Origin of the sequence: Enterobacter sp. 198 (assembly GCF_009025585.1) — a bacterium.
Lineage (GTDB): Bacteria > Pseudomonadota > Gammaproteobacteria > Enterobacterales > Enterobacteriaceae > Enterobacter > Enterobacter ludwigii.
Window position 1 is genome coordinate 32,695 of sequence record NZ_WCIM01000034.1, and the last position, 14,271, is coordinate 46,965.

General features: G+C 58.8%; 15 protein-coding genes. 10 read left to right on the forward strand and 5 right to left on the reverse strand.

Going from position 1 to position 14,271, the window contains the following annotated elements; translation table 11 throughout:
• The first annotated feature begins 75 nt into the window (after positions 1-75).
• Positions 76-2,184, forward strand: coding sequence for a ferrioxamine B receptor FoxA (gene foxA, locus F8561_RS22700; protein WP_151887993.1), 2,109 nt, complete (start codon positions 76-78; stop codon positions 2,182-2,184).
• A gap of 66 nt (positions 2,185-2,250) precedes the next feature.
• On the opposite strand, the gene F8561_RS22705 is transcribed toward foxA, so the two are convergent.
• The gene (locus F8561_RS22705) at positions 2,251-3,666 is read right to left on the reverse strand and encodes a PLP-dependent aminotransferase family protein (RefSeq protein ID WP_020885331.1); all 1,416 of its coding nucleotides are present in this window, start codon (positions 3,664-3,666) and stop codon (positions 2,251-2,253) included.
• A 176-nt stretch (positions 3,667-3,842) separates the two neighbouring features.
• Here F8561_RS22705 and F8561_RS22710 point away from each other — a divergent pair, with 176 nt between their 5' ends.
• Entirely contained in the window at positions 3,843-4,004 is a 162-nt protein-coding gene (locus tag F8561_RS22710; protein WP_032681737.1) for a DUF1127 domain-containing protein, read from the forward strand.
• A 59-nt stretch (positions 4,005-4,063) separates the two neighbouring features.
• Here the strand turns inward: F8561_RS22710 and F8561_RS22715 are convergent, their stop codons facing one another.
• Positions 4,064-4,318, reverse strand: a complete 255-nt coding sequence (locus F8561_RS22715; RefSeq protein ID WP_059306415.1) for a DUF4282 domain-containing protein — start codon at positions 4,316-4,318, stop codon at positions 4,064-4,066.
• A gap of 81 nt (positions 4,319-4,399) precedes the next feature.
• The gene (locus F8561_RS22720; RefSeq protein ID WP_151887994.1) at positions 4,400-5,788 is read right to left on the reverse strand and encodes a PLP-dependent aminotransferase family protein; all 1,389 of its coding nucleotides are present in this window, start codon (positions 5,786-5,788) and stop codon (positions 4,400-4,402) included.
• A gap of 102 nt (positions 5,789-5,890) precedes the next feature.
• Between F8561_RS22720 and F8561_RS22725 the strand changes: the two genes are divergently transcribed.
• The gene (locus F8561_RS22725) at positions 5,891-6,370 is read left to right on the forward strand and encodes a carboxymuconolactone decarboxylase family protein (RefSeq protein WP_032679560.1); all 480 of its coding nucleotides are present in this window, start codon (positions 5,891-5,893) and stop codon (positions 6,368-6,370) included.
• On the opposite strand, the gene F8561_RS22730 is transcribed toward F8561_RS22725, so the two are convergent.
• Complete coding sequence (locus tag F8561_RS22730; RefSeq protein ID WP_047356931.1) at positions 6,357-7,259, reverse strand: LysR family transcriptional regulator; 903 nt, start codon at positions 7,257-7,259, stop codon at positions 6,357-6,359. The two genes, F8561_RS22725 and F8561_RS22730, sit on opposite strands and share 14 nt — an antisense overlap.
• 100 nt (positions 7,260-7,359) lie before the next feature.
• Between F8561_RS22730 and F8561_RS22735 the strand changes: the two genes are divergently transcribed.
• From F8561_RS22735 to F8561_RS22765, 7 genes are all read left to right on the forward strand, one after another.
• Positions 7,360-8,775 (forward strand): aldehyde dehydrogenase family protein, encoded by a 1,416-nt coding sequence (locus F8561_RS22735; protein WP_151887995.1) that lies wholly within the window; start codon positions 7,360-7,362, stop codon positions 8,773-8,775.
• A gap of 108 nt (positions 8,776-8,883) precedes the next feature.
• Entirely contained in the window at positions 8,884-9,207 is a 324-nt protein-coding gene (locus F8561_RS22740; RefSeq protein WP_068795244.1) for an antibiotic biosynthesis monooxygenase family protein, read from the forward strand.
• Positions 9,200-9,577, forward strand: coding sequence for an amino acid-binding protein (locus F8561_RS22745; protein WP_134179311.1), 378 nt, complete (start codon positions 9,200-9,202; stop codon positions 9,575-9,577). Before F8561_RS22740 ends, F8561_RS22745 begins: the two co-directional genes overlap by 8 nt.
• On the forward strand, positions 9,570-10,265 hold the full coding sequence (locus F8561_RS22750; protein WP_151887996.1) for an ArsR/SmtB family transcription factor: 696 nt from the start codon (positions 9,570-9,572) through the stop codon (positions 10,263-10,265). The genes F8561_RS22745 and F8561_RS22750 overlap by 8 nt, the downstream gene beginning before the upstream one ends.
• A 135-nt stretch (positions 10,266-10,400) precedes the next feature.
• A complete protein-coding gene (locus tag F8561_RS22755; RefSeq protein ID WP_151887997.1) occupies positions 10,401-10,871 on the forward strand; it encodes a MarR family winged helix-turn-helix transcriptional regulator in 471 nt (156 codons plus the stop codon).
• Positions 10,868-11,935, forward strand: a complete 1,068-nt coding sequence (locus F8561_RS22760) for an HlyD family secretion protein (protein WP_151887998.1) — start codon at positions 10,868-10,870, stop codon at positions 11,933-11,935. Before F8561_RS22755 ends, F8561_RS22760 begins: the two co-directional genes overlap by 4 nt.
• Positions 11,925-13,001, forward strand: a complete 1,077-nt coding sequence (locus F8561_RS22765; protein WP_032681728.1) for a DUF2955 domain-containing protein — start codon at positions 11,925-11,927, stop codon at positions 12,999-13,001. Before F8561_RS22760 ends, F8561_RS22765 begins: the two co-directional genes overlap by 11 nt.
• Here F8561_RS22765 and F8561_RS22770 read toward each other — a convergent pair.
• Positions 12,998-14,269 carry a DUF445 domain-containing protein gene (locus F8561_RS22770; protein WP_014168469.1) on the reverse strand — a complete coding sequence of 424 codons (1,272 nt, stop codon included), beginning with the start codon at positions 14,267-14,269 and terminating at the stop codon, positions 12,998-13,000. The genes F8561_RS22765 and F8561_RS22770 overlap by 4 nt on opposite strands.
• Between the last annotated feature and the right edge of the window lie 2 nt (positions 14,270-14,271).

A 14,271-nucleotide genomic window follows, 5' to 3' on the forward strand; every position in this document is an offset into this window, starting at 1 on the left:
GCGCATACGTATCCTGGCGGCGCGCATAGCTGTTTGCCCTCTCAAAAAGGTAATAATTCTTATTAACAATAAGAAATACCTTTGGAGAGGGTTATGTTTGCTAAGTCACGTCTGGCACTGCTGGTGGGATGGGTTACCGGTAGCGTCGCTTTTCCTTTACTGGCGCAGGATGCCCAAAAAACGGACACCGTTGTGGTCACGTCGCAGATGCAATCTGCTGCCACTAAGCTTGAAACGCCGGATATAGAGACTCCGCAGTCGGTCTCAATCGTTACCCGCGAGCAGTTTGAAGAGCAGGGTGCGACCAGCGTGCGCCAGGCGGTGAGTTACACGCCGGGGGTTTACAGCAACCAGATTGGTGCGTCAAACCGCTTCGACTACATGGTGCTACGCGGTTTCTCCGACGGCAGTCTGGATAACGTCTATCTCGACGGCCTGAAGATGATGGGAGACACCAACTCTCACAGCTCGCTGGTGGTGGATCCCTGGTTCCTCGACAATATCGAGGTGGTGCGTGGCCCGGCCTCCGTGCTGTACGGCCGTTCATCGCCGGGCGGTATCGTGGCGCTGACCTCCCGCAAGCCCTCGTTCGATCCGGGCGGGGAGATTAAGCTATTTGCCGGGAACAATAACCAGCGCGGGGCGATGTTCGACGTTACCGGTCCGGTCGATGATAACGACCGCGTGGCGGTGCGCCTCAGCGGGATGACCCGCTATGCCGATTCCCAGTTTGATCCGCTGAAGGAAGAGCGCTACGCGCTGATGCCGAGCCTGACCTGGCGCATCACTGATAACACGCGTCTGGATCTGATGGCCTATCTGCACCGCGATCCGGAAGGGGGGAGCCACTCCGGCCTGCCTTATGACGGCACCGTGGTGCCGCATAACGGTAAGAAAATCACCAACACCTTCTTTGAAGGTGAGGATGATTACGACAAGTACGATCGTCGGGAAAACATGGTGGGCTACAACATTGAGCACATGTTCGATAGCGGCTGGACGGTGCGCCAGAAGCTGCGCTATCTGCACACCAAAGTGGAGCTGAATCAGGTATATGCCGCGGGCTGGCTGAACGATACCGAACTCAACCGCGGCTATTCCGGTTCTGACGAGAAGATGAATGCCATCACGCTGGATAACCAGGTCGACGGCAGTTTCGATACCGGGGCAGTTAACCACCGCGTGCTGATTGGCATGGATTATCAGGACCGTACCAATAACGTGACCGGCTACTACGGCGGTTTCCCGCCCATCGACGCGTTCCACCCGGTTTACGGCGCGAAACCGGATTACATCACCCAGTACAGCAAGGAAAAACATAAGCTGCGCCAGACCGGGTACTACCTGCAGGATCAGATGTCCATTGACCGCTGGCGCCTGACGCTAGGCGGGCGCTATGACCAGGTAAGCGTGTCGAACGTTGATAACGTTAACCATACCCGCAGCGACCTGGATAAGAACAACGTCAGCAGCCGCGCGGCGTTGCTGTATCTGTTTGATAACGGTGTCGCGCCGTACGTCAGCTACTCCACGGCCTTTACGCCGACCAGCTTCGCCGATGAGCAGGGCAACATTCTGGACCCGATGAAAGGCAAGCAGTGGGAAGCGGGCGTGAAGTATGAACCCGAGGGGATGAACAGCCAGTTCAGCGCCTCGGTGTTCCGCATCAACCAGAAGAATATCGCCACCAAAGAGGAGCCGACCGATCCGTACCGTTCCATCGGTGAAATCGAGTCCGAGGGCGTTGAGCTGGAAGCGGTGGGTCAACTGACCGACAGCCTGCGCATGCAGGCGGCGTACACCTATACCGACATTCGCTACAAGAAGAGCAGCCCGGAAGAGGAGGGCAAGCGCGCCGTCTATGCGCCGCGGAATATGGCCAGTGCCTGGCTCAGCTACGACGTGAAAACGGGCCCGCTGGACGGCCTGACCGTCGGATCCGGCGTTCGTTACGTCAACGGCATTACCAGCGATCGCCAGAACACCCATACGCTGCCGTCGTATACGCTGGTGGATATGGTGGTGGGGTATGACCTGTCGAAAGTGGGGCTCACGGGCATGAGCGCGCAGCTGAACGTCAATAATCTGACCGATAAACGCTATGTGGCGGCGTGTAACTCGCTCTCCTACTGCTATTTCGGCGCGGAACGCAGTATCGTTGGCAGCGTTTCATGGACGTTTTGAGTCGGTGACAGTGCCGGGCGGCGGTGACGCCTTGCCCGGCCTGGTGGAGGAGGGGATCAGGCCGCACTACGCCTCCATCGCAATCACAATTGCCTCACCCATCTTCTTCAGCGCCTCGCGATGCTTCTCCGTTGGCGGTAACGCAACGTTGATCCGCAGGCAGTTGCGGTACTTGCCGGACGCAGAGAACAGCGACCCGGCTGCCGCCTGGATCTTCAGCCGGCACAGCTGCTTGCTGACGCACACCATGTCGACGTTTTCCGGTAACTCCACCCACAGCAAAAAACTGCCCTGCGGGCGCGTCACGCAGATCTCCGCCGGGAAATACTGCCGCACCCAGCAGGTATAGGTTTCCATATTCTGCTGATAAATCTGGCGCATACGGCGAACGTGACGATGATAATGGCCGTCGCGAATAAACGCCGCCACCGCCATCTGCGTTCCCGGCACGTTAAAGCCGCCTGCAGCGTATTTCATGTGCATCACCCGGTCGTAATAGCGCCCCGGCACAATCCAGCCGACGCGCAGGCCCGGTGCCACGGTCTTGGTAAACGAGCTGCACAGGAGCACGCGGCCATCAATGTCCATGGAGTGTATGGTGCGCGGGCGCGGGTATTCCGCCGCCAGCTCGCCGTAAATATCATCCTCCACGATCACGATATCGTGCCGCTGGGCAAGAGCCAGCACCTGCTTCTTCCGCGCTTCCGGCATGATAAAACCCAGCGGGTTATTGCAGTTGGGCACCAGGATCACCGCTTTAATGGGCCACTGCTCCAGCGCCAGCTCTAACGCTTCAATGCTGATCCCGGTTTCGGGATCGGTGGGAATTTCGATGGCTTTGATGTTGAACCCGCGCAGCATCTGCATGGTGCCGTGAAACGACGGGGATTCCACGGCCACAATATCGCCCGGTTTGCATATCGAGAGCAGGGCAATCGACAGCGCGCCGTGGCAGCCATTGGTGATGACAATCTCATTCGCGGCCACGGTAGAGCCGCCGTCCAGCATCAGCCGTGCGATCTGCTCGCGCAGCTCGAGCCGACCGTCGAGCACGTCATAGCTCAGCATCTCGCCCGGGTTGTGCTGCGCGATGCGGCTCATTTCGCGCCACAGCGGTTTCAGGCTCGGTTGATTGACGTCCGGCGAGCCGCCGCCAAAGGAGATCATCTCTTTGTCGGCACGGGCATCCAGCAGCATCATCACTTCATCCCACTGGGTGACGTCTACCGGACGCTGCACCGGACGCGTCATTGCCGGGACGGGTGGCATGGCCTTACGTTGCGAGACAAAATAGCCGGAGCGTGGCTGAGGCGTGATCAGCTGCAGATTTTCGAGGATCTGGTAGGCCTGCTGTATGGTGCTGATGCTAACGCCATGCTCCTGGCTCAGCGCGCGCACCGACGGCAGGCGTTCACCGCTGCGATACAGCCCTTGTTGAATGCGTTCCGCCAGAAGGTTGGCGAGATGTTGGTAGCGCGTCATGCTGTATCCTTTGTTTTCACCATACAGATTGTAAAACCAGTACAGATTGCCGCAAAAAACGGCATGCAGATACACTTTTAGCGGATCTGTATGTTAAACAAAAGATGTTTTTGAATCTGTATTGTACGACCTGAATTCCACGATGATAACGCTACTGGCACAGTGAGGAGAGCATCATGGAATTTTACGAGAACCGTTCAAAACGTCCGTTTGTTGTTTTTGTCTGGATCGGCAAAACGCTACGCAATTGGTACCGTATTCACCGCACACGTCGCATCCTGAGCAAGATGAGTGACGAGCAGCTTAAGGATGTCGGGTTGTCGCGCTATGATGTGTAAGCGGGCAGGGTCGGCGCTGGCCGGGTAAGGAGAAACCCCTACCCGGCGCAACGGAGAGATTATTCGAGTGATTTCACCGCGGTGTTTTCAGCGATGCGGCGCAGATATTCGTTATTCTTAAACGCAACCATGATCAGTTCGAACGTCACGCGACAGCCGATCAGGCTGAAAATCATCCCGATAAATCCGGTGATCAGATGATCGGTAAACATGGAATACACGCCGGCAATCAAAATCACCAGCATGACGATCCAGTAGAAGAAGACCAGCACGCGTGGCGTTAATAAGTAGTCAAATCCCAGAATGGCTTTCATTTTCTTTTCCTTAGAAATATAAAAAAGGCTCAAGATTGTATCTTTATCACGTTCTTTTATAGCGTGGATAGCTATCTGATTTCAGAGTAGTAATTCCAGCGTTTCTTGTTTTGGCCTTTCAAGTAGTGCCACCGCCTCCTGATACGTGCGCACGTTGTTATAGCCCATCACCAGGCCGTACCGCTTGCCGGAGCCGCGATACCACTCCGAGAGCGCGTTAACCTGTAGCTGCTGCGCTTGCCAGCAGTGCGCGATTTCCCGGTCACAACTCCCCTTCGAAAGGAATGCCACGATGTGCATCCCACCGTCGTTTTGCTCGGTGAAAAACAGGTCGCCATACACCTCCTGTAAAGCCTTAATCATCCACTCCCGCCGGGTCTGATACAGGGCCCGCATCTTCTTAAGATGCCGGAAAAAATGGCCTTCGTTGAGAAAGGCGGTGAGGATCTTTTGCGTCAGCACCGGCTGGCCGCTGGTAACGATGTCCGCGCAGTCGGTAAACGCCCCGAGGGTGCTGGCGGGCATCACCACGTAGCCCATGCGCAGCGACGGCATAATGGTTTTGCTGAAGGTGCCCATAAAAATGACCCGGTCGTGCCGGTCGAGGCTTTTTAGCGACGGCAGCACCTTGCGGGTGTAGTGAAATTCCCCGTCGTAGTCATCCTCAATAATCCAGGCCTCGTTCTGACTCGCCCAGTCGAGAAGCTGTTGTTTACGCGGCAGAGAGAGGGTGACCGCCAGCGGGCTCTGGTGCGACGGGGTGACAATGGCGAAGCGGGCATCGCGATGGTGGCGCAGCAGGTATTCCGTATCGATCCCGGCGCGATCGACCGGCACGGTGTGCAGGCGCGGCACGATCCGCTTGAGCAACTGCTGGCCCATAAAGTAGCCCGGATCTTCAAACACCACCTTGTCGCTGCGGCTGGCCAGCGTATCGAGGATCAGGCGCAGGCTACCGCTGTAGCCGCTGGTGATCAGCACCTGCTCGGCAGTGCAGGCGAGCCCGCGTGAAATATTAAGGTAGCTGGCAATCGCCTGGCGCAGCGGATACCAGCCCAGCACGGGCGGATTCAGCATCTCTTCCTGGCGCATGGCGCGCGTCGCCAGGCCTGAAAGCAGCAGCCATTTTTTATAGGGAAAGCTGTCGAGGGAGGGAATGCCGGGGCGCAGAAAACCTGCCCGTTCGCGCTGGCCGATCAGCGAGGCCGGAAGCGTGCCGGTGGTCTGCTCCGCAGGGGCGTGCTGTGCAGGCAGTAACAGGTCCGGATTGACCCGCGTGCCGCGTGCCCCCTGGCTTACCAGATACCCTTCGCCCGTCAGGATGGCGTAGGCGGTTTCAACGGTTTTGCGCGCCACCTTCAGCTCTTCCGCCAGCACGCGAATGGCGGGGACTTTGTCGCCAGGCTTTAGCACGCCACGCGTGATGTTGTCGCGATAGCGGGTATAAATAGCGTGATAGCCCGGCTTCATGTCCTACCTCGTTTGACGGTTTTTGTATCTTTTTACTATGTCATTATCCGCGTAGATTGTCCTCATCGCATGACATATGCCGCACAAAAAAGAGGAAAGACAATGAGCACCCGCGTAAACCACCATAAGATCACACCAGCCCTCGCCAACGCGCTGTCCAACCTGAGCATGGAAGTGGCGAAAACCTCTCTCGACCCGGCGCTGAAGCACCTGATCGACATTCGTGTCTCACAGCTGAACGGCTGTACCTTCTGCCTGGATATGCACTCGAAAGAGGCCAAAATCGCCGGAGAGCGCGAGCTGCGTCTGTACCACCTCGCGGCATGGCGCGAGTCCCCGCTGTTCAGCGCCCGTGAGAAAGCGGCGCTGGCCTTCGCCGAAGCGCTGACGCAAATTAGCGTGCATGGCGTGAGCGATGCGCTCTACCGCAGCGTGGCGGAGCACTTCTCGGACGTGGAGATTTCAGAGCTGAACTTTGCCATTGTGGCGATCAACGCCTGGAACCGTCTGGGGATCACGTCCCGCATGGCGCCGGGCTCGCTGGACGCGGCTTACGGGCTGAATAAAGCTAACCTCGAATAACCCCGCGCTCACGGATCATCGCCACCAGCGCCCGTAGCCCTGGCGGGACGTGGCGATGCCCCGGATAGTACAAACGCAGCCCGGCAAACGGCTGCGTCCAGTCGTTTAACACGCTCACCAGTTCCCCGCTTTCAAGCTCTTCCCGGATATACAGTTCCGGTAAAAACCCTATCCCTAATCCCGCCTTCACGGCCCGGATCGAGGCGAAGAGATCGGACGTGGCAAAGCGCGGCGGTACCGCCAGGGCGTACTGTTCCCCGCGACGCGCCAGCTCCCAGCGGTAGATCCCACCGTGCGCCATGCGCATACCGATCCCCTGATGTAAGAGCAGATCCTCCGGCGAGTGCGGCGTGCCGTGGCGGGCAAAGTAATCCGGCGTGGCGGTGACAAGCTGGCGGATCTCACCGGTCAGCGGCACGGCGATCATGTCCTGCGGCACGGATTCTTCAAGACGGATCCCGGCGTCGTAACCTTCTGCGACGATGTCAATCATTCGTGCTTCGCTTAGCGTCTCGACGCGCATTTTCGGGTAGCGGATCATAAAGTCGATCAGCAATTGATCCAGAAAGAGCGCACCGATATGGTTCGGTACGTTTAAGCGCAGGGTGCCGGCAGGTTCGCCGGTATCGCTGTGGATCTCTTCGCTGGCCTGGCGTATCGCCTGCAGTGCCGGGCCGATACGCGCCACATAGCGCTGCCCGGCGTCGGTAAGCGCCACGCTGCGGGTCGTGCGGTTAAACAGGCGCGTCTCCAAACGGCTCTCCAGCCCGGCGATAGCGTTACTTACCGCCGTAGCGGACATGCCCAGCTCCTGTGCCGCCCCGCGAAAACTGCCGCGCCGCACCACCGCCATGACCACTTCCAGCTCTGTCAGACCCGAACGATGCATAGATTATCCTGAAAATCGAAACAACCCTTGCAGCATAGCGTGGATTATCGCAACGGAGAAGCCGTGCCAGACTGTGTCCATACAGCCTGAGGAGGTTTATATGCACAACATCGAACAGATCTTTATCAACGGCGAATTTGTTACCCCGCACGGCACCGAACGTTTTGATTTATACAATCCGGCGACGGCGCGGGTGATTGGCCAGGTTCGCCTGGCCGATGAGGTAGACGCTGAGCATGCCATCGCGGCCGCGAAAGCGGCATTTCCGGCATGGTCGCAAACCCCCCGACAGGAACGCATTGCCGCGCTGAAACGCATGCATGCCGCCGTGGCCGCCCGTCATGATGCGCTGCTGGACGCGGTGATTGAAGAGTACGGCGCGCCAGCCTCGCGCTCGGCGTGGATGGCCCGCTACCCGGCAGATGTCATTGCCCAGGCCATCGAGGCGCTGGAAGCCTTTGAGTTTGTGACCACGGCGGGGGCGGCAACGGTGCAGATGACGCCGCTTGGTGTCGCCGGGCTTATTACCCCGTGGAACAGCGACGCGGGGTTTATCTGCGGCAAACTGGCGGCTGCGCTCGCGGCGGGCTGCACGGCGGTGATTAAACCGAGCGAGATGAGCGCGCTGCAAACCCGCATTGTCACCGAGGCGCTGCGCGATGCCGGGTTACCGCCGGGCGTGTTTAACATTGTCACCGGACGGGGCGATACGGTCGGTGAGACCATCAGCCGCCATCCGGACGTGGCGAAAATTTCGTTTACCGGTTCGACCGTTACCGGCAAAGCGATACTGCGCAACGCGGCGGAGAGTGTTAAGCGGGTGACGCTGGAGTTAGGCGGTAAATCGCCGACGATCCTGCTCGATGATGTCGATTTGGCGCAGGCTATCCCGCTGGTGGTGCAGGCCGGGTTTATGAACAGCGGGCAGGCGTGCGTGGCCGGAACGCGCATTCTGGTACCGCAGTCGCGTAAGGCGGAAATCGAAACTGCCCTGGCGCAGGCCGTCGCGGCCGTGAAATCCGGCGATCCGCGGGATAACGCGACAGAAATTGGCCCGATGGTCAGTGAAAAACAGTGGCTGCGGGTGCAGGGCTATATCCGTAAAGGTCTCGACGAGGGGGCAAACCTGCTGGTGGGGGGCGAAGGGCGTCCGGAAGGCACGCAGGACGGCTGGTTTGTGCGCCCGACGCTGTTTGCTGACGTCACAAATCAGATGGCGATTGCCCGGGAAGAGATCTTCGGCCCGGTACTGTGTGTGATCCCTTATCAGGACGAGGCCGAAGCCGTCGCCATTGCCAACGACACCGAGTATGGCCTGAGTGCGATGGTGCTGGGCAGGGATGTCGAACGTGCGCGTCGCGTGGCGCAGCAGATTGTCGCGGGCCGCGTGCTGGTGAACACGCTGGCCCATGAGCCTAAAGCGCCGTTTGGCGGGTTCAGGCACTCCGGCGTGGGGCGTGAGATGGGCGAGTGGGGGATCCGCGCGTTTATGGAGCCGAAGTCGATTCTGGGATAACCGTTTGTCGCCCTCCCGAAAAGAGGGCGACAATACTTCGCCCTTCACCGAAGCATCCGCATTTTCTTTCCTGCATGCTCTCCGCACCCTCACAACGGAGAGACAACCATGATTGCAGTCCTTTTCGAAGCCCAGGCCGCGCCTGCCCATCAGGCGCGTTACCTGCAGCTCGCAGCCGAACTCAAGCCCCTGCTGGCGGATATCGACGGGTTTATTGATATCGAGCGTTTTCAGAGCTTGACCACCGACGGCAAAATTCTCTCCCTCTCCTGGTGGCGGGATGAAGAATCGGTCCGCCGCTGGAAGCAGAACGTCTTTCATCAGGCGGCGCAGAGGGAGGGGCGGGAGGCTATCTTTACGTACTACCGCATCCGGGTGGCGCAGGTGGTGCGGGAATACGCCTCAGAAACCGGAGGGCGTGCGGATGTATGACGTTCATGTGATTTTCGACGCTACGCCAGGGGAACTGGCGCGATTCGGCCAGCTGCTGGGGCGCAATGGTGTGGGGCTGGAGGGCGGTGGCGTGTTTGGTACCGAAGCCCATTTCCTGGTGGAAGAGGGCGAAAAAGCCCGTCGCATGCTGCTTGAGGGCGGGTTTAACGTCCGGTCAGTCCGTAAACCGCTGATCAGAAAACTGCAGCAGGCGCGCCCCGGTGAGCTGGGCGAGATTGCCGCGGCGTTAGCGGCTCACGGTGTGTCTGTACTGACCCAGTACAGCGACCATGCGAATCACCTCATTCTGCTGACGGATAATGATAAGCTGGCGGCAGAGATCACCAGACCATGGGCAGTCCATGCTTAAGACTCGTTTACCCCCTGACAACAGCGCGCTGCTGGAACAGGCCATGGCGGCAGTGGCCGCCGCCGTGGCGGATCCGTCGCGTGTGAAAATGCTCTGTGCGCTGATGGATGGCCGGGCATGGACCGCCACCGAGCTGAGCGCGGCGGCGGATGTCGCCCCCTCCACTGCCAGCGGGCACCTGACCCGTCTGCTGGACGGAAAGCTGATTACCTGTCTGTCACAGGGGCGGCATCGCTATTACCGCCTGGCAGGACACGATGTGGCGGAACTGGTCGAGCAGATGATGGGGCTGTCGTGGAGCCGCATCACTCCGCCGGAAACCACCGCCCCGAAAGCCCTGCGTGAAGCCCGCACCTGTTACGACCATCTGGCAGGGACGGTGGCCGTTCAAATCTACGATTTTATGCAGGCGCAGGGCTGGCTGGAGACGGACGGATCAGCCCTGACCGTGTATGGACGCGAACAGTTCCTGACGCTCGGTATTTCATTAAGCGCCAATCCGCGCCGTAAGGCCTGCTGTGCCTGTCTTGACTGGAGCGAGCGGCGGTTTCATCTGGGGGGCGAGGCGGGCGCGGCGCTTCTCGCGTATCTGGACAGCAACGGCTGGATCCAGCGGGTGGCGGGATTTCGGGACGTGGTGGTCACCGCGTCAGGAAACGTTGCCATTAAAAAACGTTTTAGCCGCTAAACTCTCGGCGGTCTGATGCCCTTTCCCACCGGGAGAGGGCATTCGTCTTTCGCAATTCCTGCTCTTTTGTCTCTCGTTTCTTGATACTTACCCTGGTAACTATTATCTTGACCGCGTGTTACGAGAGGATATCCCATGCGTGAAGAAGAACTGTTTAGCCGCAGACCGATGGGGATGCGGATGGCCATGATCGTGCGTCAGTGGCGCGCCGTGATTGACGACGCCATTCTCGAGACCGGGTTAACCCAGTCGAGCTGGACGGTGATGATGCAGCTTCAACAGCTTGGGGATAACGTCTCGGTGAGTGAACTGGCGGAGGTGCAGGGTATTGAACTGCCGCCGCTGATGCGCACGCTGACACAGCTGGAAAAACAGGGTTACCTGTTACGCACCGTATCGCCTTATGACAAGCGTATCCGGCTACTCACGCTGACGCCGGAGGGGAACGCCGTACTCAGGACGCTCTCCCGGGTGATCGAGACATTTCAGGCGCGCGTATCGCAAAACATCGCGCCGGAGAATCTCGATATTTTCAGCGCCACGTTGAATCAAATCGCCTGCAATTTGCGGAAAATCCGCGAAGAAGATAACAAGACCGAAAAATAATGACTCCTGAACAAAAGTTTGCCCGCTGGGTAAGGGTAAGTATTGCCTCTTTCCTGCTGATGTTTGTCTACTTTGTCGTCGCGGACATCTGGATCCCGCTGACGCCGGACTCCACCGTCATGCGCGTGGTGACACCGGTTTCTCCGCGCGTTTCCGGCTACGTGGCGGCTGTCCATGTACACAACAACAGCCAGGTGAAGCGAGGCGACCTGCTGTTTGAACTGGATGACACGCCGTTTCGCAATAAAGTGGAAGCAGCGCAAATCGCGCTGGAGCAGGCGCGACTTTCTAACGAACAGCTGGATGCGCAGATCGCGGCCGCACAGGCCAGCCTGAAAACCGCCGTGCTGACCGCGCGTAACGACAAGGTGACCTACGATCGTTATCAGAAACTCAGCACGCTGCAGAACGTGTCGCAGGCGGATCTGGATAAAGTCCGGACCACCTGGCAGAGCAGCGAGCAGTCCGTCAGTTCGCTGCAGGCGAACATCCGTAACCTGCGCATTCAGCGCGGTGAGCGGGAAGAACACCGCAACGTCACCCTGCAGAAATACCGCAACGCGCTGGATGAAGCGGAACTGAATCTTGGCTGGACGAAGGTTTACGCCCAGGCGGACGGCACGGTCAGTAACCTGCAGCTCAGCCCCGGCTATTACGCCTCCTCCGGCTCAGCCGCGCTGGCGCTGGTGAATAATCAGGCCGATATCGTGGCCGACTTTCGCGAGAAGAGCCTGCGCCATACCCATCAGGGAACCGATGCCGCCGTGGTGTTTGACGCCTTCCCGGGACTCGTCTTCCGTGCGCATGTGACCAGCAGCGATGCGGGGATCCTCGCCGGACAGGAAGCGGTGAACGGTGAGCTGTCCGAGCCAGAAACCTCCAACCGGTGGGTTCGTGATGCCCAGCGTATGCGTATCCACGTGGCGCTGGACGAGGCGCTGCCGAAGCAACTTCCGACCGGTGCGCGTGCCACCGTGCAGCTCTATAACAGCGAAGGGCCGTTTGCGCGCTTCTTCTCCGGGATGCAGATCCACCTGGTGAGCCTGCTGCACTATGTCTATTAACACTCTGGCGCGGGTGTTTACCCCGCACGGCAACATCGTCTATACGGCAAACGACTTTCGCCAGACCCTGCGCATCGTCTTTGCCGGCATGATTGCGCTGAGCATTTCGAGTTTTTACAACACTCACTACGGCGTGTTTTTCGTGGTCTACCCCATCATGCTGCTGTCACTGGTACCGGTCTTTAACCGCCACGTGGCGAAGCAATTTATCTTTAGCGCCTCGCTTAACTGCGTTGAAATGGTCATTATCATCGGCTATCTGTCGCAATGGCCGGTGATCATGACGGTAGTCGTGTTCGCCCTGTACGTCATGCGTTTTCGCTTTATGAGTAAGGGACCGCTGTTTCTGTTTGGTTCGATGGGCGTGGTCTGCCAGAGCGTGATGCTCAACTTTATGAGCTATCCCACCACCGACTGGCATACGTTGCTGTTTTCCAATATCGAAGCGAGCGTTATGGCGGTGTGCCTGAGCGCGCTGATGAATTACCTGCTGCCGGACGTGGAGCCGCGCAAGCCGCCGCCGCTGATTGAAAAAGATGACGCCCGTGTGCGCCACGAGTCGCTGCTTTCCGGGACCGTTGCCACCCTGATTTTCGTCATCTTCCAGATAAGCGACCTGAGCGACTCACTTTCCGCGCTGATGGCCGGGGTATTGATTCTGTTTCCCATGCACTATCGCGGCGCGGTGATGAGTTCCCTCTGGCGCGTGGTCGGCGTGGTGCTGGGCTGCCTCTACATTCTGGTCGTCCAGCTTATCCTTTACGATCACAGCAGCCATATGCTGCTGATGATGCCGCTTATCGGCCTTGGGCTGGCATTTGGCGCGCGGCTGCACGTGATGGAGAAGGTCGGCGCCGGGGTCGGGTTTTCCAGCATCACCACCATCGGCATTATGTTCGGGCAGAACATGCACCCGGACAGCGACCTGGTGTTCAGCGATCTCTATCGCATTACCTCGGTGACCTTTGCGCTGGTGGCGACCCTGACAATGGTCTTCCTGGTGCATATGATCCTCAATCGCTTTGCCCCTACGCGCTATGTGATCGCGCCGCCTGAGGCGAATTAATGCGCGAGCACGGCAGGCAATTGCGAGAGTAAAAACAGGATCAGGCCAATCGTCCCACCCACCAGCGTGCCGTTCACACGGATGAACTGCAGGTCTTTGCCGATGTTAAGCTCAATCTGGCGCGACATGTCTTTGGCATCCCAGCTCTTGACCGTGTCGCTGATATGCCGCGTGAGGAACGCGGCAAAATCCGGTGCTACGCGGTGCGCCGCCTGCTCCAGATGCTCGTTCAGCGATGCCTGCAGGCTGGCATCGTTCGACAGCGTTTCACCAAACCACAGACCGGCGTTGGCGATGCGCTGCCTGACGCGCGAGTCCTCGCTTTGCATATCCGCTTTCAGCCACTGACGCAGGTCGGCCCACATCTCGCCCAGATAACGGTTAAACGCCTCGTCGTTCTTCAGGTAGTGCTTGATGTTATCGGCTTTGGCGGCCATTTCCGGATCGTTTTTCAGGTTGTCGATAAACTTCAGCGTGGCGCGGTCAAACGCCTGACGGATCTGGTGCGTGCGGTCGTGGCTGATATCATCCAGCAGCGTATTCACCGCATTCGACACCATCTCCGCACTCTGATCGCCGAGCCACTCGGTAGGCAGCACCATGGCCTTGCGCGGATGCTCGGTCTTCAGCCAGTGCACAATCTGGTCGGCGATAAAGTCCCGCGTGCTGTCACGCTGGATAAGCGCGATCAGGCGGTTGATGATGGCGTCCAGCAGCACCTGATGGCGATTGTTCCGGGTCATGCTCTCCAGCATCACCGCGCTGGTTTCGGTGAAGTCGACCTTGTCGATGGCCTTGTGCACCGCCCGTTTGAGCAGCCGCTGAATGCGTCCGTCGTCGGTCAGTTCAAGAAAACCGCTCATTACCTGAATCAGATGCAGCCCGACGCGCCGGGCGTTGTCGGGCTGGCTGAACCAGGTGCCAATCATCTGTGCCGGTTCATAGCGGCGGATCAATGCCACCAGCGACTGGGTATCGAGAAACTTTTCCTGCACGAACTGACCCAGATTGTCGCCAATGCGGTCTTTGTTGCGCGGAATGATCGCCGTATGGCGTGAGATAAACGGAATGGGCACCCGGCGAAACAGCGCGACGACGGCAAACCAGTCCGCCAGCGCGCCGACCATCGCCGCCTCGGCAATGGCCTTTACGCCGCGCACCCAGAAGGTTTGCGGCAGGAACAGGGTGGTGATAAACGCCGCGGCGGCAATCAGCAGCAGCGACAGCGCCAGCAACTTGGCGCGTTTAAGTTCAGCTATTTTTTCCATGG

Bases quoted from the DNA above. Each gene is read 5' to 3' on its own strand.
- F8561_RS22735 (WP_151887995.1), top strand. From the start codon at position 7,360: ATGCACAACATCGAACAGATCTTTATCAACGGCGAATTTGTTACCCCG.
- F8561_RS22750 (WP_151887996.1), top strand. From the start codon at position 9,570: ATGCTTAAGACTCGTTTACCCCCTGACAACAGCGCGCTGCTGGAACAG.
- F8561_RS22745 (WP_134179311.1), top strand. From the start codon at position 9,200: ATGTATGACGTTCATGTGATTTTCGACGCTACGCCAGGGGAACTGGCG.
- F8561_RS22765 (WP_032681728.1), top strand. From the start codon at position 11,925: ATGTCTATTAACACTCTGGCGCGGGTGTTTACCCCGCACGGCAACATC.
- F8561_RS22715 (WP_059306415.1), bottom strand. From the start codon at position 4,318: ATGAAAGCCATTCTGGGATTTGACTACTTATTAACGCCACGCGTGCTG.
- F8561_RS22705 (WP_020885331.1), bottom strand. From the start codon at position 3,666: ATGACGCGCTACCAACATCTCGCCAACCTTCTGGCGGAACGCATTCAA.
- F8561_RS22730 (WP_047356931.1), bottom strand. From the start codon at position 7,259: ATGCATCGTTCGGGTCTGACAGAGCTGGAAGTGGTCATGGCGGTGGTG.
- F8561_RS22755 (WP_151887997.1), top strand. From the start codon at position 10,401: ATGCGTGAAGAAGAACTGTTTAGCCGCAGACCGATGGGGATGCGGATG.
- F8561_RS22740 (WP_068795244.1), top strand. From the start codon at position 8,884: ATGATTGCAGTCCTTTTCGAAGCCCAGGCCGCGCCTGCCCATCAGGCG.
- F8561_RS22725 (WP_032679560.1), top strand. From the start codon at position 5,891: ATGAGCACCCGCGTAAACCACCATAAGATCACACCAGCCCTCGCCAAC.
- F8561_RS22720 (WP_151887994.1), bottom strand. From the start codon at position 5,788: ATGAAGCCGGGCTATCACGCTATTTATACCCGCTATCGCGACAACATC.
- F8561_RS22770 (WP_014168469.1), bottom strand. From the start codon at position 14,269: ATGGAAAAAATAGCTGAACTTAAACGCGCCAAGTTGCTGGCGCTGTCG.
- F8561_RS22710 (WP_032681737.1), top strand. From the start codon at position 3,843: ATGGAATTTTACGAGAACCGTTCAAAACGTCCGTTTGTTGTTTTTGTC.